Below are 20,812 nucleotides of genomic sequence, written 5' to 3'. Positions count from 1 at the left end.
GCCCACCCTCAACCTACAAACCCCAGCCAACCGGCTCAACCAGCTGCTGCAGGCAGCCTAAACCCCTGCGTTGCTACGACCAGTTGACTTTGCCGGGCCCAAAACGACAACAAATGCGAGTCAGTTGGGCCTCAGACGTCGTGCTGGAGGCGCTTGACGAATTGCTTGGTGCGTTCCTCCCGGGGCTCCCGCAAGACCTCCGCGGCCGGCCCCCGTTCCACCACCACGCCGCCGTCCATGAAGATGACTTCGTCGGCAACCTGGCGGGCGAAGGCAAGCTCGTGCGTCACGATCACCATGGTCCAGCCTTCGTCGGCGAGTTCCTTGATGACACCCAGCACTTCACCCACGAGTTCCGGGTCCAGGGCAGAGGTGGGCTCGTCGAAGAGCAGCAGTTGGGGTTTGAGGGCCAAGGCGCGCACGATTCCCACGCGTTGTTGCTGGCCGCCTGACAGTTCGAAAGGGTAGGCATCGCGTTTGTCCGCGAGGCCCACCCGGGCGAGGAGCCGCTCGGCCTCCGCCACTACTTCCGCCCGGGGGCGCTTCTGGACCTGCAGCGGTCCCTCGATGATGTTCTTGAGCACCGTCATGTGCGGGAACAGGTTGTAGTGCTGGAACACCATGGCACTGCGGTCCCGGAGGGCGGCAATCTCGCGCTTGCCCACCGTGCCGGCGAAATCGAGGGTCAGTCCTGCGCCGGATCCGCGGACTGTACCGGGGTCGGCGTCCCCGAAGGTGACCGTGCCGGCGTCGGGCACCTCGAGGCCGTTGAGCGAGCGCAGGACCGTCGTCTTTCCCGAACCGGAGGGCCCTATCAAGGCGACCACCTGTCCGCGGCGGACATCGATGTCGATGCCGCGCAGCACCACGTTGCTGCCGAAGGCTTTGGCGAGGTCCCGTGCGGACAACACCAGCCCGGAGTTCCCTTGGGGGGCGTTGCTGGGCTCAGTGGGCGACATAACGGTCCAATCTACGCTCCAGGGCGGACTGGCCCGTGGAGAGGACGAGGCAAATGACCCAGTAGACCAAGGCGGATTCGAGGTACAGGATCATGAATTCCTGGCTGAACGCGGCGATCTGCTGGGCGTTGCGGAAAAGCTCGGTGACCAGGATGAGTGAAGCCAGCGAGGTGTCCTTCACGAGGGAAATGAAGGTGTTGGACAATGGGGGCACTGAGACCCTGGCCGCTTGCGGGAGGATGATCCGCACGAGCGTCTGCGGGCGGGACATTCCGATGGTGTGCCCGGCCTCCCACTGGCCCTTGGGCACCGACAGAATCGCGGCGCGGATGACCTCGGCCGCGTAGCCGCCCACGTTGAGCGAAAACGCGATGATTGCGCTCGGCCACGGCTCCAGCTTCACGCCGATGCTCGGGAGGCCATAGAAGATCACGAACAGCTGCACCAGGAGGGGAGTTCCCCGGATCACGGAGACGTAGAAGCGTGCGACGCCGGAGAGCAAGGGGTTGGGGCTCAGGCGCAAGAGGGCAACGAGCAGCGCCAACGCCAGGCCGATGGCGAATGAGGCCAGGGTCAGGGGGATGGTTCCAGTGACGGCGCCGCCGATGATCGGCCCGAAGGAACTCCAGACGAGGTCCCAGTTGAAGGTCATCTGTTTGGCTGCCGGCTACTTGGTAACGTCTGCGCTGAAGTACTTCTGGGAGATCTTGGCGAGGGTCCCGTCGGCACTTAGGTCCGTGAGCGCTTTGTCCACTGCGGCTTTGAGCTCGGTGGATCCCTTGCGGAAGACTATGGCGCTCTGCGTCTTGTCGGTGGTCTCGGCGGCGATCTTCAAGCCGGAGTCCGGGGTGCTCTTGGCATAGTCGAGGTAAGTCAGCTTGTCGTTGACAGTTGCATCGACGCGGCCCTGGCGAACCAGCGTGGCGGCTTGCGCCCAGCCTTCGACTGACTGCACGTTGGCGCCGGCGTCAACCGCCATCTTGTAGAAGTTGCTCGTCAGCGACTGGGCGGTGGTCTTGCCTTTGAGATCGGCGAAGCTGTGGATGGAGTTGTTGTCCGACTTTGTCACGACGACGCCATTGGAGATCGTGTACGGGGCCGAGAAGTCGTACTTGGCAGTGCGCTCGGGGTTGATCGAGATCTGGTTGGCGATGGCGTCGAAGCGCTTGGAATCGAGGCCCGCGAAGATGCCATCGAACTGGGTTTCCTGGAAGGTCGCCTTCACGCCGAGCTTCGCGGCCACGGCCTGGGCGATTTCGACGTCGAAGCCCGTGAGGGGGCCGGCCCCGTTGTCGTGGAAGCTGAACGGCCGGTACGTGCCCTCAGTAGCGATGACGATCTCGCCCTTGGACTTGATGGCGGACAGCGAGGTGTCTCCACCCGACGTCGACGACGGCGTGGAACCGCCGCCGCAAGCGGACAGTGCCAGCGCGACGGCGGCAAGTGTTGCGGACAGGGCGATGCGGCGAGTGGGCAGGCTCTTCATGAAAGCCATCTTAGTCACGGGACGGTGCCCGGTTGCTGCCGGCCTACGCGGAAGGACGCTTAAAAGGCTGAGTGGGGGCGGTCCCCAACAGCCCGCCACCACTCATCCCCCCAAAAGTGCTCCCGCACGCGCCACGAACCTCCGAAACCCGTTCATTGATTCAAAGGTCAGGCTGCGTCGCCTTCACACATTCATAATTATGGCACGATATAATGGATTTATGAAAGAGGTTACGCGGTATGTTTTTACGTTACCGTGCGGGAAGTCCGGCTGGCAACGATTTTGGACAGCCAGATACCTCCCAAGCCAAGCGCAGTCGCCAAAGCGGCGGAGTAGTTGATGAGCGGCCGCAGCCACGTATTCGATAGCGGGATGAGCGGAAAACTCTGCGACACGATCAGCAAACCGAGCCCCAGGAGCAATGTCGCGGAGGCGGCCCGGAGCAACGCGGGGCCCGAGCCTCGAACGGACCGCCACATGCCCGGGACAAGGCATACGGCAACGTAGCCCGGGTAGAACCTGCCCAAGGCCGCATAAATATCCAGGGCTGGCCCCGGGACCAGGTCGCTCAGGCCGACAGTGGAGCCCGCGGTGTCCATCGAGAAGAAAAAGAAAGCCGTGAGGACCGCGGTGGCTCCCAGAACGGCCAAGCCGATGGGCCCCCGGATGGCACGTTCCCCGCCAGGTGAAGCAAAGGCCCTCGCCACCTTGATGCCCATGAGAAGGAATGTTCCGTAGAGCATGAACCGAAGCAGCAGGTTACAAAGGTTGAAGCTGCCCAGCCAGGAGTCGATCACCAAGTAAGGACCCTCGATGCTGAGCAGGATGTCGAGGGTGATCAGCGCGAACAGAACGAACATCATCCGGTTCTCGCCCCGGACGGCGCTGGGAATGCGAACGGCCGTCAAAACGAGGCAAATGGAGAGCGTGGCCCACGCCAACACGGTGGTCATCCCAGGTTCTCCCAGATTCTGTTGCTGTGGTCGAGTTCGTGCTCATGGCGGCGCAGGGCCTTGCCGAGGGCCTGCAGCCGCTCCCCGGCCAACAGGGCCAGTTCGCCCTCTGTCATCCTGTCCAGTGCCTCCCGCCGCGCCCCGGGGGCCCATCCCGCCTCGGCTTCGGTGACGAGGCCGCTGGCCACGAGGCCTCCGGCCGGTCCGACGCCGGCCGCCCGGGACGTCGCCAAGGCCAGTTCCGGGGGCAAACGGTTGGCTGTCAGGTGCGCGGAGAAGTTCTGCGGGGCGATCCCCGTGGCGCCGCTCACCCGGTGGCGCAACTCGCCGTCGTCGATCGCGTCCACCCAGTTCCTGACCGAACTCGGGTGCGGGGTCTCCGCCAGGACCAACGGCGGGACGTCGTCCCGGGGGTCCGAACGATCGACGACTGCGCGCAGCAGATCCATGGTAGAGACCTGGCTCACGAGTTCCGCGTCAGTGGGGGGAACCGGGGTCCCGCGAAGCGCCGCGTAGGCCTCGAATTGGCCCAATGCATCGAAGGGATTCATGTCGAAGGCCCGGCTGATGCTCACGAGTGAGCTCTCGGCCACCTTGCCGCGGACCAATTGCTGGGCCAGCGTGGTGCGCTTCACTCCCGAAAAGCGGCAGACATCGGCCGTGCTGGTGTTCGGGGCGATCCCGTGCAGCCAGCGTTGGAACGCCTTGGAAGGGAGGGACATGAACCACTTTCTGATAGACGGTTTGTCGCGGCAGGTTTGTCGGAAGACGGTTCCTGCGAAGTTGATTTTACGATGCGGCCACATTGAATTATGCTTGATTCTCGAACCCGTTGGTCCGCACACCCCCCAAGTACGGACCAGCGGGTTCTTCCATGCCTCGGTCTTTTCGCCGGCCTTTCCGCACAAGAGCGGAGCAGTGAGAGGATAGACCAATGACTGCAACGCTTGTCGCCAAAGAGCTCTGCGGCGGCCACGGTCACCGCACCTTGTTCTCGAAGCTCTCCCTCACCGTCGCGCCAGGGGATGTCGTGGGTGTCGTCGGCGCCAACGGCGCCGGGAAATCCACCCTGCTGCGCATCCTCGCAGGAGCTGACCGCCCCCAAGAGGGCACGGTCAGCCTCGCTCCCAGCGACGCCTTTGTGGGCTGGCTGCCCCAGGAACACGAACGTACCCCCGGTGAAACCGTAGCCGCCTACATTGCCCGCCGCACCGGCTGCGCCCAGGCCACGGCCGAGATGGAGGCGGGCGCGGAAGGGCTCGCAGCCGGGACCGCGGATGCCGACGACGCGTATTCCTTGGCTTTTGACCGCTGGATGGCATCGGGTGCCGCGGATCTGGAGGACCGGATCCCCGCGGTGTTGGCCGAACTTGGCCTGGAATCCGGTCCGGATGCGCTCATGACGGGCTTGTCCGGCGGACAGGCCGCGCGCGTTGCCTTGGCGGCGCTCCTGCTGAGCCGATTCGACGTCGTGCTCCTCGACGAACCCACCAACGACCTGGACCTCGACGGACTCGCCCGCCTTGAATCATTCGTCCAGGGCCTTCGCGGCGGCGCCGTGTTGGTCTCGCATGACCGCGAGTTCCTGGCACGCTGCATTACCAAGGTGCTGGAACTGGACCTGGCACAGAACAGCGTGGCGGTCTACGAGGGCGGTTACGATTCCTTCCTCGAAGAGCGGGCCGTGGCAAAGCGGCACGCCCGCGAACGCTACGAGGAATTCGCCAACACCAAGGCGGATCTCGTGTCCCGGGCCCGCACGCAGCGCGAATGGAGCTCGCAGGGCGTCCGCAACGCCATGAAGAAGAGCCCGGACAACGATAAAATCCGCAGGGCAGCGAGCGTTGAGTCCTCGGAAAAGCAGGCCCAGAAAGTCCGTCAGATGGAGTCCCGCATCGCCCGGCTCGACGAGGTGGAAGAGCCGCGCAAGGAATGGCAGCTGCAGTTCAGCATCGGCCAGGCGCCTCGCTCCAGCTCCGTCGTCGCAACCTTGCGGGACGTCGTGGCACACCAGGGCGACTTCACGCTGGGACCGGTGAACCTCCAGCTCAACGCCGGCGAACGGATTGGCATCACGGGGCCGAACGGCGCAGGAAAGTCCACCCTCCTGCGGCTGCTGCTCGGGCTTCAACAGCCCGACGCCGGAGACGCCTCCATGGGTGCGTCCGTGGCGATCGGCGAGATCGACCAAGCCCGCGGACTGCTGGCGGGGCACCTCACCCTGGCAGACGGCGTCGAAGCCGTCCTGGTCGAATGGAACTCCGCGGACGTCCGCACCCTCCTGGCCAAATTCGGCCTCAAGGCGGACCACACCTCCCGGACCGTGGACTCTCTGTCCCCGGGCGAACGCACCCGCGCGGCGCTCGCGCTGCTTCAGGCCCGCGGGGTCAACCTGTTGGTGCTGGATGAACCCACCAACCACCTGGACTTGCCGGCCATCGAGCAGCTGGAGGAAGCCCTCGAAAGCTACGACGGCGCGCTCCTGCTCGTCACGCACGACCGCCGCCTGCTCGAAAACGTCCGGCTCGATTCCCGCTGGCACCTTGACAACGGCACCGTGACCGAACTGCACCACACCACCGGATTAGGAAACAAAAAGCCATGAGCATGGATGGCGTCGCCTGGCGCTCGCTCTACAACATCACCCGCGCCAAGAGCGGCTCGCAGCCGTTCTCACGGGAAACCATCAAGCGCGTGCTCGCTTTCGCGAAACCGCACCGCAACAAGCTGATTGCCTTCGTGCTGGCCTCCATCGCCGGCGCATTCCTTGCTGTCGCCACTCCGGTGCTGGCAGGCCGGGTGGTCGACGCGATCATCGCCCGCACAAGCGCGGACGTCGTGATCGGCCTCGCGGGGCTTATCGCCGCGGTGGCTGTCGCCGACGCCGGGCTCGGCCTGCTCACGCGCTGGTTGTCCTCGGTGATCGGCGAAGGCGTGATCGTGGACCTGCGGACGCGGGTTTTCGACCATGTGCAGCGCATGCCCATCGCGTTCTTCACGCGGACCCGCACAGGAGCCCTCGTCAGCCGGCTCAACAACGACGTCATCGGCGCCCAGTCGGCGTTCGCAGGCACGCTCTCCGGAGTTGTCAGCAACGTCGTGTCCTTGGCCTTGACCCTCATCGTCATGCTCCACACCTCCTGGCTGGTCACCGTGCTCGCCATGGTCTTGTTGCCGATCTTCCTCATTCCCGCCCGGCGGATGGGCTCCAAGCTGGCAGACCTCCGGCGGGAAGCCGCCGAGCACAACGCCGCGATGGGAACGCAAATGACCGAGCGCTTCTCCGCGCCCGGCGCGACCCTCGTGAAACTGTTCGGCCGCCCGAACGAGGAATCCGCCGAGTTCGCCCTCCGGGCCGGCCGGGTGCGTGACATCGGCGTCCGCACGGCGATGCTGCAGTTCACCTTTATCACTGCGCTGACCCTGGTTTCGGCCCTTGCCCTCGCGCTGGTCTACGGCCTGGGCGGTTGGCTCGCGCTTGGCGGCCAGCTCGCAGCGGGCGACGTCGTGGTGCTGGCCCTGCTCCTCACCCGCCTTTACGCGCCGCTCACGGCGCTCTCCAGCGCGCGGGTGGAAGTGATGAGCGCCCTGGTCAGCTTCGAGCGGGTCTTCGAGATCCTGGACCTTGAGCCGCTCATCCAGGAAAAGCCGGGCGCTGCGGCCGTGCCTCCGGGACCCGTTGCGGTGGAGTTCGACGACGTCCGCTTCGCCTACCCTTCCGCTGACAAGGTGTCCCTCGCGTCGCTGGAGGACGTGGCCACGCTCGATACGCGCGGCGGCGAGGAAGTCCTGCATGGAATCAGTTTCCGGGTAGAGCCCGGGCAGACCGTGGCGTTGGTTGGTTCCTCAGGTGCCGGCAAGTCCACCGTGGCACAACTGTTGTCCCGCTTGTACGACGTCGATTCCGGCGCCGTCCGCTTGGGCGGCTTTGGGCCGGGGACCGGGATGGACGTTCGGGACGCCACGTTCGATTCCCTCCGGGACACGTTGGGAATGGTCACGCAGGATGGCCACTTGTTCCACGAAAGCATTGCCTCCAACCTCCGGCTTGCCCGGCCGGGCGCGAGCGACGAGGAAATGTGGAATGTACTGCGGCGGGCCAGGCTCGAAGACATGGTGCGGTCCCTGCCCGACGGCCTGGAGACCGTGGTGGGGGAGCGCGGCTACCGGCTCTCGGGCGGCGAGCGTCAACGGCTCACCATAGCCCGGCTCCTCATCAAGCAGCCGAGGGTCGTCATCCTCGACGAAGCCACCGCGGCACTGGACTCCACGAACGAAGCCGCAGTGCAGGCAGCCTTGGGCGAAGCGCTCGAGGGGCGCACCGCCGTCGTGATTGCCCACCGCCTGTCTACTATCCGCGCCGCCGACGCGATCCTGGTGGTCGAGGACGGTTACATCGTTGAGCGCGGAACCCACGCCGAGCTCCTCGCCGCGGACGGGCGCTACGCGGAGCTGTACAACACGCAGTTCGCGGAGGCGACGGCTGTGGCCCAGGAAGCTGTTCCGGAGCTGTAGGACCCGGGGGCGACGGTGTCACGCTGAGCAACTTTTTGGCGCCCGGCGCCGGAGTCAGCCCCGGAAACCCGGGGTTTCGGGAGTCGGTCACGGCCAAAAACCTGCGCCACGTGACGCTTGGGGGCGGGAGTCTCAGCTCCGGGTGTGTTGACGAACTTCAGGCGCGACTTCCACGCGGTTCCGGCCGGCGGACTTGGCGGTGTACAACGCCATGTCGGCTTCTTTGAGGAGCCGTTCGCTGCTGACCCGGTGGTCGGGCACAAAGGCTGAGAGACCGGCGCTCAAGGTCAGGGTGCCCGAGGGATTGCCAGAATGCGCAATGCCCAGGTCCCGCACGGCCTCGAGAGCGCGCGCGAGCCTTGTTTCTGCGCCGGATACCGTCTGGCCCGGCAGCAGGAAGAGGAACTCCTCCCCGCCGAAGCGGTAGATTCCGTCGCTTTCGCGTCCTTCGCCGGCAAGCGAGGCCGCAACCGACTGCAAGGCGAGGTCACCGGCTTGGTGGCCGTAAAGATCGTTGTATCTCTTGAAATTGTCCACGTCGCAGATCGCCAGGCTGTAGTCCGTTCCGTAGCGGGTGCTTGTCTGGTGCAGCTGTTCCAGGTCCTCGGAGAGCTTCAGCCGGTTATGGAGCTTCGTCAGGGGATCGGTGCGGGCTTGCTCCGCGAGCGCGGCACGGTAGCGTGCAAGATCCGTGTGCAGCGAAGTCACCCGTTGCGCCACCAACAGCCGGGTATGCAAGGCGAACGGGTCAAGGGGCTTGGCCACGTAGTCATCGGCACCGGCCTGCATGCCCGCGACGACGTCCTCACGTGAATCCTTCGAAGTGACCAGGACAAGGTACGTGTAGGAGTCCTCTTCCGCGGAGCGGATGGCGCGGCAGAGTTCCAGCCCGTTGAGCCCGGGCATCATCAGGTCAGTCACCACCACTTGCGGCCGGTGTTGCCTGTACATCTCCCAGGCGGAGCTGCCGTCCGCGGCCACGATGCATTCGTGGCCGGACTGCTCCACTGCCGCCTTCGCCACCAGACGCGAACCGAAGTCGTCGTCCGCCACCAAGACCTTCACGAGGCCACCGACAGGGCTTGGTCCAACGCTTTGTCGACGAGGTCGAGTTCGGCTTCAAGGGCCACCAGGAGTGCGGGATCGACAGGCGTGCCGCTTGATGAGCTGCGTTCCAGTTCTTCGCACATCCGGGCGGCACGGGCGGCCCCGATGTTGGCCGCGGCGCCCTTCAATTTGTGGGCCACTTGCCTGAAAGCGTCAACGCTTCCGTTGTCCAAAGCCCGGCGGAGTGCGTGCAGGCTCGGTTGGATGTCTTGCCTGAAGGCTTGGGCCGCGGCAGGCAGCAACCCCAGCCCGTCTGCCGGGCCGAGGTCACGCAGCGTGTCCAGCCTCGCGGGGTCGAGTGCGGGTCCGGCACTTTCCGCCGGTGTTCCGGGGATCCATCGCGAGAGGACCTGGTCCAATTTTTCCACGTCCACCGGTTTGGTCAGGTAGTCGTCCATGCCGGCCGCAAGGCAACGCTCACGGTCCTCATCCAGGGCGCCTGCGGTCATGGCAATGACGGGGAGCCTTCTGCGGCCATCGTTCCGGGCACGGATGGCCTTGGTGGCCTCGAAGCCGTCCATGACGGGCATGTGGCAGTCCATCAGGACCGCGGCATACTCTGTGGCCGCGGTAGCGGCGACTGCTTCGCTGCCGTCAGCTACGACGTCGGCCTCGTAGCCGAGCTTCGCAACCATGCTGCGGGCCACGAGCTGGTTGACCTCGTTGTCCTCGACGACCAAAATCAGGCCCCGCGAAGGTTGGCTGGTGGTCACTGGGGCTGCGGGAGAAACCGCGGGAGCCGCGATCGGACGTTTCGCGACGAGACGCATGAGGCGGTCGTAGAATTCGGAGCTGCGCACGGGCTTCGTCAACCACTCCTGGACCCCGGCGGCCACGAGTCCGGCTTTGTCCACATTCATGGTGGACGTCAGCATGATGATCCGCGTTGATGCGAGCGCGACGTCGGTGCTCAGTTTGTGTGCCAGTTCCAAGCCGTTCATGCCGGGCATGCACATGTCCAGCACCGCAATGTCGAAGGGACGTCCGGCGGCGGCTTCTTCGCGGCAACGGTCCAAGCCCTGCTGGGCGTCGCCGACAGCCTCCGGTTTCATCCGCCAGCCCGCCAATTGCGCCTCGAGCACCAGCCGGTTGGTCGAGTTGTCGTCCACCACGAGGACCCGGAGTCCCGTCAGTTGTTCGGGCGAGATCGACGGCGGAGCTGCGGCAGGCCCGCTCACTGCCAAGGGCAGGGTGGCCCAGAAAGTGCTGCCGTTGCCCGGAGAGCTGTCCACCCCGATCTCGCCGCCCATCGCCTCGGTAAGCCGCCGCGAGATCGCCAGTCCAAGGCCGGTCCCGCCGTACCGCCGGGTGGTTGAGGCATCAGCCTGCGAGAACGACTCGAAGAGCCTGAGATGGTCCGCCGCCTCGATCCCGATACCGGTATCACGGACTTCGAAGCGTACCCGCACGTCCGCGGATTCCTGTTCCACGAGCTTCACGCTAATGACGACTTCCCCTGAGGGAGTGAACTTCACGGCGTTTGAGGCCAGATTGAGCAGGATCTGCCGGATGCGGCCGGCGTCGCCCACCAGCATCGCCGGAACTTCCGGCCGGCAGTACGCGATCAGCTCCAGGCCTTTTGCCTGTGCAGTCTCGGCGAGGAGGACTGCGAGTTCCTCCACCAGCGTGCGCGGATTGAAGGGCGCGGGGTCCAGATCGACCTTGCCGGCTTCGAGTTTCGAGAAGTCCAGAATGTCATTGATAAGGCTCAGCAGGGCTTCGCCCGCGCCCTTGACGCCCTCGGCATATTGGCGCTGGGTCTCTTCCAAGGGGGTGTCCAGCAACAACCCGGTCAGCCCGATCACGCCGTTCATCGGTGTGCGGATCTCATGGCTCATGGTGGCGAGGAACTCCGACTTCAATCGGCTGGCTTCCTCGGCGGCTTCCCGGGCGGTCACCAACTCGGCCTGGGCGGCCCTGCGTTCCGTGATGTCCTGGGCGATCGTGGCGACTCCGCGGATGCCGCCCTTTCCGCGGATCGGGGACATTGTGAGCGAGACCGGAACAATGGAGCCGTCGATGCGGACCCGTTCTGTTTCGTAGCTGTGAGTTTCCCCGCCGGCCCTGATGGCTGCCAGGAGTTCTTTTTCCTCGTCCTGAAGCTCGTCGGGAATGATGAAGGAAACATTCCTGCCGATTGCCTCCGCGGCCCTGTATCCGTAGATCCGTTCAGCTCCGGGATTCCAGCTGGTGACGACGCCGTCCAGGGTCTTGCCCACGATGGCATCCGCCGAAGAGTTGACGATCGCGCCCAAGCCTTCGAGTTCCGCCGCGCGCTCGGCGACTTTGGATTCGAGATCCCGCGTGAGGTTGATGTTCTCCAGGATCATGAGGATCTGGCGGGTGACGGCCAGGGCCAACACGGTAAGTCCTACGGTCTGGAGGAAGGGGTCGCTGGGACGCCCGACGCGTATGGGGGCCACCATGACGGCACCGAAGACGGGGACGTAGGGGAGGAGCTCCAACGCCAGGGTGTAGAGGCGCCGGTCCGTCCGGGGACGCGGGGCGTAGGGGACCAGCGGGGCGAGGGCGATCAGGAGGAAGGCCGCGATCCAGCCAGCCGCCAGGGGCGTCCCGGTGAGCCCCGTGATGTTGTCGGAAGTCAGCTTCACGTAGGTACTGTCCGTGATCGCCAGGATGAGGAGCCCGCCCCCCAGGCAGACCCACCTGAGGCGTTCTCCCGGTGCCCTCCGCAACGTGAGCATGAGGACGATGGAGACCATCACGATGTCGGCAACGGGATAGGCCAGACCGGTGAGATGGGCGAGGGTTTCCTGGCCTTCCGCCCTGTACATGGAACCGAGGACGGTGGCCCAGCTCATGAACAGCACGGCGGACGCGATAACTGCCGAATCCAGGAGTGCACGCACGAAGGCAACCCGGGAAACCCGGGGACGCGGGAACAAGTAGAGGGCAATCGCGGCCGGGATCGAATAGCCGACGAAAGCGGCGTCGGCCAGGGAAGGGTAGGGATAGTCATGGTCGAGCGTCAACCCAAAGAAGGTCCAGATTGCTTGGCCGATGCTCCAGAGCAAGGTGGCAAAAGCCATGACCCGCCACGCACGGGAGCTTTCGTCTTGTCTCCGTGCTGCCCGGGCACAACTGACTGTGGCGAGCAGCGCGGCTGCGAGGATGGCGAGGTCCCCGGCTGACTGCGCCGCGGACGTCCCTTGGTTTGCCCCGAGGACGATCGCCAGGACAGCCACTGCCGCGGCGGTGACGGCAACTGTCCAGGCCAGGGTGGGCTTGCGCAGGCTGTGGCCGCTCATGCCGACTCCCGGGTTGCGACGGCAGGGACGCCAGGGGGAAAACCGGGCAGGACATCATCGGGAGTATGGAACAGCCAGAGTGCGAGGCCTCGATACGCGCTCCAGTCGCCGTCGCGAACCCGCAGGGACGCCGTGCGGCCGTCCCCCGACGTGGACCAGACCCGAACGACGTCCAGGGCAATCGGCGCGGCCCCAGGCAGCGCGAGGTGAACCCGACCGGTCTCGGGCAGCGCGTCGGCCTCCACTTGGACGGCGGCGCCTCCCGTGGAGATGTCAAGCAATTCTCCTGCGACACCCTCGATCGTGACAGGAAGCTTGACTGTGACCCTGTGGGCGCTCCTGCGTGATGTGGCGAATTCGGCGGCTCTGATCCGGAGTGTTCCCAGCACCAGGACCGCCCCGGCCAGAATCAGCCAGACGCCGGCGGCAATCGTTGAACCCGGGCTTGTCCGCCAAGGCACCCAGCCGAAGACTCCGGCGGTCGCATAGAGAATAATCGCGGCCACAATGACGATCAGCACAATGAGGATCCGCGGGGCCCTACCGCGGAGTCGAAGTTCCGCGGCGCCTTTCGGGGTGACTTGAAACTCCAGGGACTTCCGGGAAACGAGCCACCAAAGGCAAGCCATCCCGACGGGAACCCGGAAAATCCGCAGGGCGAACGCCGTCGGCCAGTGGATCTGGTGGCGCATGAGTCTCTTTGCGCCCCAGAAACGGACCCAGAACATGGCTGCGAAGGCGAGGCTGAACTCCACCGGCCCGGCGGTGGAGGTCTGGGCGCCGGAGACCATGACGGCCGTGGGAATGATGAAGGCAATCAAAGTTGCAATGCCCTCCAGCCACCATAAGGTTCCGTTGATGTACTCGTGGAAGTTTCGCCAGGTCATCCAGCTCTTGGCAGCCCAGAGTCGCTCGTACGTCAGGATCTGCATCGCGCCCATGCCCCAGCGCCGGCGCTGCAGCAGGTACTGATCCGCGGTCGCCGGGGCCAGGCCCACAGCCAGGGTCTGGTGGTGGTAGACGGTCTTCCATCCTCGCCGGATGAGCTTGAGGGTCGTGTGCAAGTCCTCGGTGATCGTCTCGGTGGCCACCCCGCCTACCTCGCGGAGCGCCTTCATGCGCAGCAGCGAGGTTGAGCCGCACCAGAAGGGCCCTGCGCCGGGAACGTTGCGCGAAGGCATCAGGACGTTGAAGAACAAGCCCTGTTCGCCTGAGATGCCGTCGTCGTCGAAGGCTCCGGAGTTGTAGAACGCTTGAGGGCCCTGGATGAGGGCAATCTTTTCGTCGGCGAACCATCCCAGCGTGGCTGTCAGGAACGTCGGCAGCGGTACGTGGTCGCAGTCCAGTACGGCAATGATGTCTATTGCGTACTTGCCGGCCGCTTCCTCTGCGGCCATGAGCTCCAATGCGTGGTTCATGTTGCCCGCCTTGGCGTGGTCATGCTCGGTGCGGGTGACGACCCTTGCACCGAAGGATGCGCACATCTGCGCAACCCACGGGCGGCTTCCGTCATCCAGCACCCACGTTTCGTGGCTCGGCTGAAGGGCGCAGGCCGCGGCGATGGTGGGGGCAAGGACCTCAACGGGTTCGTTGTACGTGGGGATCAACACGGCGACCCTCATGCCATTGGGTGGTTCGGCAACCGGCTCCGGCGCATAACAGTCGATGTTCCACAGCGTGATGGACTTCAGGACCAGCCCCGTCAGCGGAAGGGCCTCGAACGTCACCAGCGTCCACGCAATGACAAGATCCCCGCCGCCAAGCGGCATGGTAAATGCGATCCGCCACGTCAGGTAGAGCAACAACGCTGCGATCGCAGCTATACCGCCGGTCCTGGCCATTCTGCGGGAACGCGGAGCCTCGCGCGCGGGAGAACCCAATTGCGCCGCCCAGCCGGCCAATCCCGCCGTCGAGAAGGCCCTGACCTCCGAAGGAGTGTCACGGAACTGCGGCTGTACTCCGCGGACTTCCGCGCCGACGTCTCCCCAGGCGTGTCGGCGCTGTTCAAGAGATTGCATGCGATCCCCCAGCTGGATCTGACAATGCAGCCTGTATCAAGTTAAAACAAACTGTGCGATCACTATAGCCAGTTCTCGACCGATTTTCATGGGAAAACAGGGAGTTCAGGCGGTGTTTACCAACCGCTTTGTTTCGGTTAGGGGAGGCCCTACTTTTTCGTGAGCAGGGGCAGGACATGGTCCGTCAGGAGCGGAGCCAAATCGTCCGGAAACTCAGCCGAGAGATCCAACCAGCGGATCTCTGCGATCTCGGCCGAAGGATGCGCTTCCCACGTGCCCGGTGCGGTGAAGACGGTAGCCTCGATGTCCGTGGCGGCCTCGTTGGCGGCGATGGCTAGCCAGCTCCCGAAGGGCTCCAGATCGGCCGGGTCGACGTCGATTCCGACTTCCTCGGCCAGCTCGCGGGATGCCGTCTCCGCCGCGGTTTCGCCTGGTTCGGGCTTGCCGCCGGGGTGCATGAACTTGTCCGTGCCACGCTTGCGCACGGTCAGCAGCCGTCCGGCGTCGTCGTAGACGCAGACCGCGCTGACGACTATCAGGTCCTTGGCTGGATTGTTGGTCATTGCTCTCTCCTTAGCCGGGATTCGAGCAGCAAATCCTTGGCCGGTCCGCGGACGTCCCAGGCGTAGCTGAAAGCATCCTCTCCGCCCCAGAGGTAATTGACTTTGTAGTCATCGGGATCGCACCAATGGCTGTCCTTGTTGGCGTGATCGGAGAAGCTCATGCGGTGGAACGGTTTCCCGTCCGGGAAGTAGACATCCATGGCGGCAGGAGAATCCGAGGGGCGCAGGAGGTATTCGCGGAAGGCAGGGCCCGTGTGCGTGGGCCAGGTCATGGTGCCGTCCTCGCGAAGGAGGAGTCCGCCGTCGGGGGTTCCTGAATAGCGCACGACGCCGGTGAACGTACCGCGGGTGCCCCCCGCCCGGTCCCACAGGGACCGTTCCACGGTCCAGCTGCCCAGCAGGTAGGCCCGCAGGTCTTGCGTCGGAGACGATTCGCGCAGCTGGTCTTTCAAGTGCCCTCGATTGGAATCGAACCAACGACACCGGCTTTAGGAGAGCCGTGCTCTATCCACTGAGCTACGAGGGCCTGTGCGCGTGCTGGAAGCTCCTGGGAGCCGCTGGCCGGGCACGCATACAAGCATACAAGCTGCCGGGGCAGCCCTCGAACACCGACGCAGCAACGCAGGCATGGCGACAGGGGCGGCACGGCACGTGGGTATGCTGGCGCTAGGCTGGCCCGCATGAGAGAGCAGATGACGGCGCCGGCCGCCTTCGGCGACCACCTCCCGGACCTGGGCACCATCCGCTCGAACATCGGCGGCTGGGCCCAGCTGAGCGTGGTGCAGTATTTCGTGGCCGAATCGGCGGTGATCGAAGCCTGGCGCGGTCCCGAGCCCTACGATCGCCGGATCGGTTTCATCAGCGATCTGGGCGCGCTCAGGTGCGGGATCTACGAGCACCGCTACGTCTGTTCGCCCTTGCATCTGCTCATGAATGCCTCCTTTGTGGTGCAGGGCCTCGGCATGCTTTTCGGGGCGCTGCTGCTCAGTTCGGCGCTGCTCTGCATAGCTGCCCGTCCCGGCGTGCGCATCCTGCAGGGTGCTGCCTACCGCAAGGCGTGGCCCGCCGCCGTCGCGGTCCGGGTCCTGGCGGGTATCTCCGGGCTGGGAACTGTGGTTGTTGGCTTTGTGCCGGAAGACCTAGGATCTCCCTTCCACCTTGTGGGCGCCCTCATGTTCTTCATCGGTGGAGCATTCGCGCTGTTGCTCCTCGGGCTTCTCTGGCTGCCTCATACGTCCATGAGCTGGTTCATCATGGCGTGCGGGACGTTGACGCTGGGCGCCCTCGTGGCCGGTGGCCTGACGAGGATGGAAGTCCCCGAGCCTGGAACCTTGGAACGCGTGATGGCCTATCCGGTCACGATCGGATTTTCCGCCGCCGGGCTAGTGGTGGCGCAAAGGGTCCGGGAAGTACGGCGAACGGCGGCGCGGCTTGCAAAACGCTGAGTTTTCGAGGGTAGCTTCATGTCAGCGGGCGGGCAATCTTTGCACTATCATGAGTGCACTCACCGGAATGGCGCCGGGCTGAGGGTTCCACGCAGTCTTGGCGCAGACTAGATTGATCGACACGGCAGAACATAGGACCCATGACTCATCAGCTTGTTCTGCGTCGTCCGGGACACGCAGGCGATATATTCCCGATAAGGGCAGCTTCCGAGCTCTCGGGTGGCGCCCTTATGAACCCCTACGGGCCGATCGCCCGACGGCGGCAGGCCACGCCGCGATGAGCGCCCAGACCCTGCCCGCCTGGGATTCCCGGCTTCCCGATGACGCCTTGGAGGCTTCATCCGAAGACGTGCCGGCCCCTGCCGATCAGATCACCGTTGACTTGGCTGAGGACGGGATTGTCGAAGTCACCCTGCCGCCGAACACGGTAGTGCGCTCGCCGGAAGCGCGGGCGGCCGCGGCGGCCGTTCGCATGTTCGCGGACGGACGAAGGCTTCCGCTCCTGCTCAGGGTGACCGGAGTACTGTCCGTCACCGATGACGCGCGCCTGACGTACTCGAATTCCGTGGTCGTTTCAGCGTGTGCCCTCTTGGGGGAGAGCCCTGTGGACCGGGTGATCGCGCATTTTCTCCTGCGCGCGAAGCCGGGCTCCCTTCCGGGGCGGTTCTTCACTTCCGAGGCGGAAGCCCGTGATTGGTTGAGAGAGCACCACCGTGAATCGTGAGCCTCAGGACCCTCGGCTCCTTGCCCTTGTTGAAGGGGTGGTCCGGATTGCGGACGGCGACCTCAGCACGAGGATCCCGGTTTCCGGCCCGCGGGACGAAGTGGCTGCTGTCATTACCGGGATCAACCTCATGGCGGACGATCTGCAAGCCATCTACCAGGAGCTCGAGGAACGGGTCGAGAGCCGAACTGCCATGCTGCGTGAGGCCCAGATCGAACTCGAACGGATGGCGCTCACTGATCCGCTGACCCAGTTGGCAAACCGCACGGCGCTCGAAAGGGCGCTGAATCATGAACTCGTCGAATCCGAACGGGGCGAGCTCCCACCCGCATTGCTCGTGTTGGACTTGAACTCATTCAAGGGGATCAACGACACGTTGGGGCACGGCGCAGGGGACACCGTCTTGAAGGTCACTGCCAGGCGCCTGCTCGCCGCGGTCCGCGACACTGACATGGTGGCCAGGCTCGGCGGGGACGAATTTGCCGTCATGCTGCCCAAATCCAATGCGGCTCACGCGCGGGGCGTTGCCAAGCGGATCCTCCGGGCCGTCGGTGAGAGCATCGACATCGGCGAAGTCCGGATCATCTGCGGAACCAGCATCGGGCTCCGGGTTGCCGAGCCAGGACAGTCCGTGGACGACCTCGTGATGGAAGCCGATACGGCCATGTATGCGGCCAAGGCCGAGCCGGGGAGCAGCGTCAGGGTTTTCGAGCCCGCCCTGTTGTACGCGCGCCGACTCCAAGGACTCATGATCTCCGAGCTGCGTGAAGCCATCCGGACAGATCAGCTGGTCCTCCACTTCCAGCCTGTTGTCGAGTTGGCCTCGGGCCGGATTGAAGGCGCTGAAGCGCTGGTGCGGTGGAACCACCCTGACAGGGGATTGTTGATGCCGGATGCATTCATCCCCCTGGCCGAGGAAACCGGAATCATCATCGATCTCGGCTATTGGGTTCTTCGGCGGGCGATGCAGCAATTGCGTGAGTGGCAGGACGGCCCAGGCGTGGACGAAGACTTCAGCATGCGCGTCAATATTTCGACAACGGAACTGCAAAGCCTGGAATTGATCGAGCATGTGCGCGAAGTGCTCGCCGAAACCGGAGTAGAGGCTTCCAAGCTGGTCATCGAGCTGACGGAGTCAATGGCGGTGAACGGCAGCGACATCGACAAATACTCTCTGACCGGCCTCAGGCGTCTGGGTATCCGCTTGGAAATCGACGATTTCGGCACTGGATATTCGTCCATCAGCTACCTGCGCAACCTTCCCGTCAACGTGGTCAAGATCGACCGCTCGCTCATCCAAGGCCTGGGCGCGGACGACAAGGAACGGGATTTTGTGGCGGCTGTTCTCCAGCTCATTCATGCATGCGGAATGCAGGCCGTTGCCGAGGGCATCGAAACAGCGGAGCAGGCGGCTGAGCTCGCCCGACTGGGCTGCGCCAGTGGCCAGGGGTATTACTTTGGCCGGCCCATGGCAGCGGAAAAATTCGTGGAACTGCTGCGCGCCACCTGAGCGTGCCTCGTCCGGTAAGGGAAGGGCAGGCAACGGAAAGGCACCGGACCTCAGGTCCGGTGCCTTTCAGAAGTAGCTAGTTGGAGGGTGTGGAGTTGGTGGTGGCGTTGGGCCACCAGCCGATGGCCTGAGGTGAACCCTGGGTGGTGGCGTTGGGCCACCAGCCAATGGCCTCAGGTGAACCCTGGGTGGTGGCGTTGGGCCACCAGCCAATGGCCTGGGCCGAATCCTGAGCAAAGTTCGGCCACCAGCCAATGGCTATGGACGAATCCTGCGAGGGGCTCTGGCTGCTGGCGGACACTGCTGCCGAGCCGGTAATTCCTGCGAGCAAGATTGCTGCTGCCGCGAGGAGGGCGGCGAGAGTTCTTTTCATGCGAAAGCTCCTGGTGGTGTGTGACTGATGCGACTGGAGTGAACGAAGTGAAGCATGCTCATTATAAGAGTAACGACACGCCGTGTCATCAATCCTTTGTCCACATCTCCCAAAATCGTGCTATTCGTCCGCCCGCACCTTTGACGCGGTTCCCGGAGACATAATGGAGCCATGGGAGAAAAGAAGGTTGCGCCGTCATACGCCTCCGCGGAGCTGCAGGCGAGAGGGCACCGGGCTAGCCACGACTTCGCCAAGGCTGCCGATGGTGCGCGCTCGGCTGCTGATATTGCCCTTGATGAGGGCGATTCCGCCGGATGGTGGAACATGACTTTCCTTCAAGCAGAGAACCTTCTCGACGCAGGTGATTTCGCTGCGAGCACCGCGCTGGCAAGATCCCTCTCCGAGGCATCGTTGGCTGTGGCTTCACCCCAACACCGGGCCCGGGCACTGATCCTGATGGCGAACTCCCTGCGGGGTGAGGGGCTCCTGGAGATGGCCACCTCGGCTGCGGCGTCGGCAGTCGGCTTGGTCGACGACGACGCAGACATGGAAATCGATGTCCATGCACGGCAGGCATTGATCGCGGCGTTCGGCGAATCCGGAAAACTTGAGGAGGCATGGGAGGAATGCCTGTCCCTCTCGGAAAGAATCTCCGATGAAATGGATGACCAGTTGGCGGGCAAGGCGTACTGGGTCATCGGCAATGTGGCCTTCCTTTGCGACAAGGTCGACGAGGGGCTCCACTATCATGAGCTGGCCGCGGAGACCTTCTCGCCTTCGCGGAACCTTGATGTCTGGGCCAAATTCAACAAGGCATCGGCAGCGATGAGGCTGGCCGCGGAAGTGGCAGATGCCGCCACCCTGCGGTGCATAGAACGTGCCGAACTCGCCACGGATGTCGTCGGGGGCAGCGAAGAGGAAATTCTCCTGCTTCGCCTCAACCGCGCGCATTGGAACTATCTGGCGGGAGACGCCCCGGCGGCACTTGAGCTGCTGGAGGAAATCAGCCGCAGCGCCGGCCAGTTGCCTTCGCAGATCGCGGGAGAAATATTTCTTTTGATGGCGCGCGCCCAAGCCGATACCGGGAGCCCGCAGGCGGCGAAGGAAAGCCTGATCGAGGCGGCGGACCGCTTCGACAAAGCCGGCGCCCACCAGCGGGCCCTCCAAGCCCGGGAGATGCTCGCGCCGGGGGCCGATACGGAATAGGGCGTGGGGGCGCTGGCCCTCTTAGGCGCTCTAGTTAGGCGCTCTTCTTGGAACGCCGCCCCAGGAACACTGCCGCGCCGCCAGCTAACAGGCTCAGCAGGAACAGCACCCAGCCCGCAACGGTGAGCGTGGAAGCCAAAGCCACCTGGCCGGCGTCGGGCGTTGCGGATCCCAGCGCAGCGTCAACCGCCACGTTGCTCCACAAGCGGACCACCGCGAACAGCAGGGGAGCAGCCCACAAGGCCCAGCGCAGTGCCTTTCCGGCCACGTTGGTGCCGATCAGCAGAAGCCAGGTGAAGCCGAAGATCAACGGAAACAAGGTTCCGGCGGTCTTGTGGATGTAGCTGAGCTGTCCGCGGGCGTCGTCCGTCATGGCGCCGCGCAATTGATGGACGTAGTCGGTGGAGAACCCGCCGATGAGGGAATCGGGCATGGCCATGCCGCCGGACAACTGGGTCATCTGGTTCAGCGTCAGCAGGTGCACGTACCAGAACAGGAAAAGGCTGGCCACCACCCCGGCAATCACTATGAGGCGGCCGTTGTTCTGCGCCTTCTCGGGGGTCCTCTGGGTGGTGGGATTGATCACCGACGGCAAGTGGTGCTGGGGGACGGCGGCATTGGCGCCATGCTTCTTGATGCGTTGGGCTGGGGTCTTGGCCATGTCATTCATTATCCCGCCACATA

Annotated in this window: 18 protein-coding genes and 1 tRNA gene; 6 read left to right on the top strand and 13 right to left on the bottom strand. The window is 64.5% G+C overall.

Going from position 1 to position 20,812, the window contains the following annotated elements; genetic code table 11:
- Positions 1 to 131: 131 nt before the first annotated feature.
- From AB0323_RS21615 to AB0323_RS21595, 5 genes are all read right to left on the bottom strand, one after another.
- Entirely contained in the window at positions 132 to 959 is an 828-nt protein-coding gene (locus AB0323_RS21615) for an amino acid ABC transporter ATP-binding protein (protein WP_366179167.1), read from the bottom strand.
- Positions 946 to 1,611: an amino acid ABC transporter permease gene (locus AB0323_RS21610; protein ID WP_366179166.1), complete on the bottom strand. Its 666-nt coding sequence runs from the start codon at positions 1,609 to 1,611 to the stop codon at positions 946 to 948. Before AB0323_RS21610 ends, AB0323_RS21615 begins: the two co-directional genes overlap by 14 nt.
- A gap of 15 nt (positions 1,612 to 1,626) precedes the next feature.
- Positions 1,627 to 2,445 carry an amino acid ABC transporter substrate-binding protein gene (locus tag AB0323_RS21605; RefSeq protein WP_366179165.1) on the bottom strand — a complete coding sequence of 273 codons (819 nt, stop codon included), beginning with the start codon at positions 2,443 to 2,445 and terminating at the stop codon, positions 1,627 to 1,629.
- A 245-nt stretch (positions 2,446 to 2,690) separates the two neighbouring features.
- Positions 2,691 to 3,398, bottom strand: coding sequence for a hypothetical protein (locus AB0323_RS21600; RefSeq protein ID WP_366179164.1), 708 nt, complete (start codon positions 3,396 to 3,398; stop codon positions 2,691 to 2,693).
- The gene (locus tag AB0323_RS21595; RefSeq protein ID WP_366179163.1) at positions 3,395 to 4,120 is read right to left on the bottom strand and encodes a hypothetical protein; all 726 of its coding nucleotides are present in this window, start codon (positions 4,118 to 4,120) and stop codon (positions 3,395 to 3,397) included. The genes AB0323_RS21600 and AB0323_RS21595 overlap by 4 nt, the downstream gene beginning before the upstream one ends.
- Positions 4,121 to 4,332: 212 nt before the next feature.
- On the opposite strand from AB0323_RS21595, the gene AB0323_RS21590 reads away from it, so the two are divergent.
- Complete coding sequence (locus tag AB0323_RS21590) at positions 4,333 to 6,003, top strand: ABC-F family ATP-binding cassette domain-containing protein (protein WP_366179162.1); 1,671 nt, start codon at positions 4,333 to 4,335, stop codon at positions 6,001 to 6,003.
- Complete coding sequence (locus AB0323_RS21585) at positions 6,000 to 7,913, top strand: ABC transporter ATP-binding protein (protein WP_366179161.1); 1,914 nt, start codon at positions 6,000 to 6,002, stop codon at positions 7,911 to 7,913. The genes AB0323_RS21590 and AB0323_RS21585 overlap by 4 nt, the downstream gene beginning before the upstream one ends.
- Before the next feature lie 132 nt (positions 7,914 to 8,045).
- Here the strand turns inward: AB0323_RS21585 and AB0323_RS21580 are convergent, their stop codons facing one another.
- The 6 genes from AB0323_RS21580 to AB0323_RS21555 all read right to left on the bottom strand — a co-directional run bounded on the left by AB0323_RS21580 (position 8,046) and on the right by AB0323_RS21555 (position 15,396).
- Entirely contained in the window at positions 8,046 to 8,978 is a 933-nt protein-coding gene (locus tag AB0323_RS21580; RefSeq protein WP_364539262.1) for a diguanylate cyclase, read from the bottom strand.
- Entirely contained in the window at positions 8,975 to 12,289 is a 3,315-nt protein-coding gene (locus tag AB0323_RS21575) for a response regulator (protein ID WP_366179160.1), read from the bottom strand. Before AB0323_RS21575 ends, AB0323_RS21580 begins: the two co-directional genes overlap by 4 nt.
- A complete protein-coding gene (locus tag AB0323_RS21570; protein WP_366179159.1) occupies positions 12,286 to 14,307 on the bottom strand; it encodes a glycosyltransferase in 2,022 nt (673 codons plus the stop codon). The genes AB0323_RS21575 and AB0323_RS21570 overlap by 4 nt, the downstream gene beginning before the upstream one ends.
- 149 nt (positions 14,308 to 14,456) lie before the next feature.
- Complete coding sequence (locus AB0323_RS21565) at positions 14,457 to 14,870, bottom strand: NUDIX domain-containing protein (protein ID WP_366179158.1); 414 nt, start codon at positions 14,868 to 14,870, stop codon at positions 14,457 to 14,459.
- Positions 14,867 to 15,322, bottom strand: a complete 456-nt coding sequence (locus AB0323_RS21560) for a DUF6314 family protein (RefSeq protein WP_366179157.1) — start codon at positions 15,320 to 15,322, stop codon at positions 14,867 to 14,869. The genes AB0323_RS21565 and AB0323_RS21560 overlap by 4 nt, the downstream gene beginning before the upstream one ends.
- A 1-nt stretch (position 15,323) precedes the next feature.
- A tRNA-Arg gene (locus tag AB0323_RS21555) sits at positions 15,324 to 15,396 on the bottom strand.
- A gap of 154 nt (positions 15,397 to 15,550) precedes the next feature.
- On the opposite strand from AB0323_RS21555, the gene AB0323_RS21550 reads away from it, so the two are divergent.
- From AB0323_RS21550 to AB0323_RS21540, 3 genes are all read left to right on the top strand, one after another.
- Positions 15,551 to 16,315, top strand: coding sequence for a hypothetical protein (locus AB0323_RS21550; protein WP_366179156.1), 765 nt, complete (start codon positions 15,551 to 15,553; stop codon positions 16,313 to 16,315).
- Between the two features lie 277 nt (positions 16,316 to 16,592).
- Positions 16,593 to 17,039, top strand: a complete 447-nt coding sequence (locus tag AB0323_RS21545; protein ID WP_366179155.1) for an STAS/SEC14 domain-containing protein — start codon at positions 16,593 to 16,595, stop codon at positions 17,037 to 17,039.
- The gene (locus AB0323_RS21540) at positions 17,029 to 18,549 is read left to right on the top strand and encodes an EAL domain-containing protein (RefSeq protein ID WP_366179154.1); all 1,521 of its coding nucleotides are present in this window, start codon (positions 17,029 to 17,031) and stop codon (positions 18,547 to 18,549) included. Before AB0323_RS21545 ends, AB0323_RS21540 begins: the two co-directional genes overlap by 11 nt.
- 76 nt (positions 18,550 to 18,625) lie before the next feature.
- Here AB0323_RS21540 and AB0323_RS21535 read toward each other — a convergent pair whose 3' ends face one another.
- Positions 18,626 to 18,922 carry a hypothetical protein gene (locus AB0323_RS21535; protein ID WP_364539238.1) on the bottom strand — a complete coding sequence of 99 codons (297 nt, stop codon included), beginning with the start codon at positions 18,920 to 18,922 and terminating at the stop codon, positions 18,626 to 18,628.
- A 171-nt stretch (positions 18,923 to 19,093) separates the two neighbouring features.
- On the opposite strand from AB0323_RS21535, the gene AB0323_RS21530 reads away from it, so the two are divergent.
- Entirely contained in the window at positions 19,094 to 20,128 is a 1,035-nt protein-coding gene (locus tag AB0323_RS21530; protein WP_366179153.1) for a hypothetical protein, read from the top strand.
- Between the two features lie 34 nt (positions 20,129 to 20,162).
- On the opposite strand, the gene AB0323_RS21525 is transcribed toward AB0323_RS21530, so the two are convergent.
- Positions 20,163 to 20,789: a hypothetical protein gene (locus AB0323_RS21525; RefSeq protein ID WP_366179152.1), complete on the bottom strand. Its 627-nt coding sequence runs from the start codon at positions 20,787 to 20,789 to the stop codon at positions 20,163 to 20,165.
- Positions 20,790 to 20,812 lie beyond the last annotated feature (23 nt).

This window comes from Arthrobacter sp. NPDC080031 (assembly GCF_040702485.1).
Classification (GTDB): Bacteria; Actinomycetota; Actinomycetes; order Actinomycetales; family Micrococcaceae; genus Arthrobacter.
Note: the sequence above shows the minus strand (reverse complement) of the source record. Positions and strands in the feature narration are given on the sequence as shown.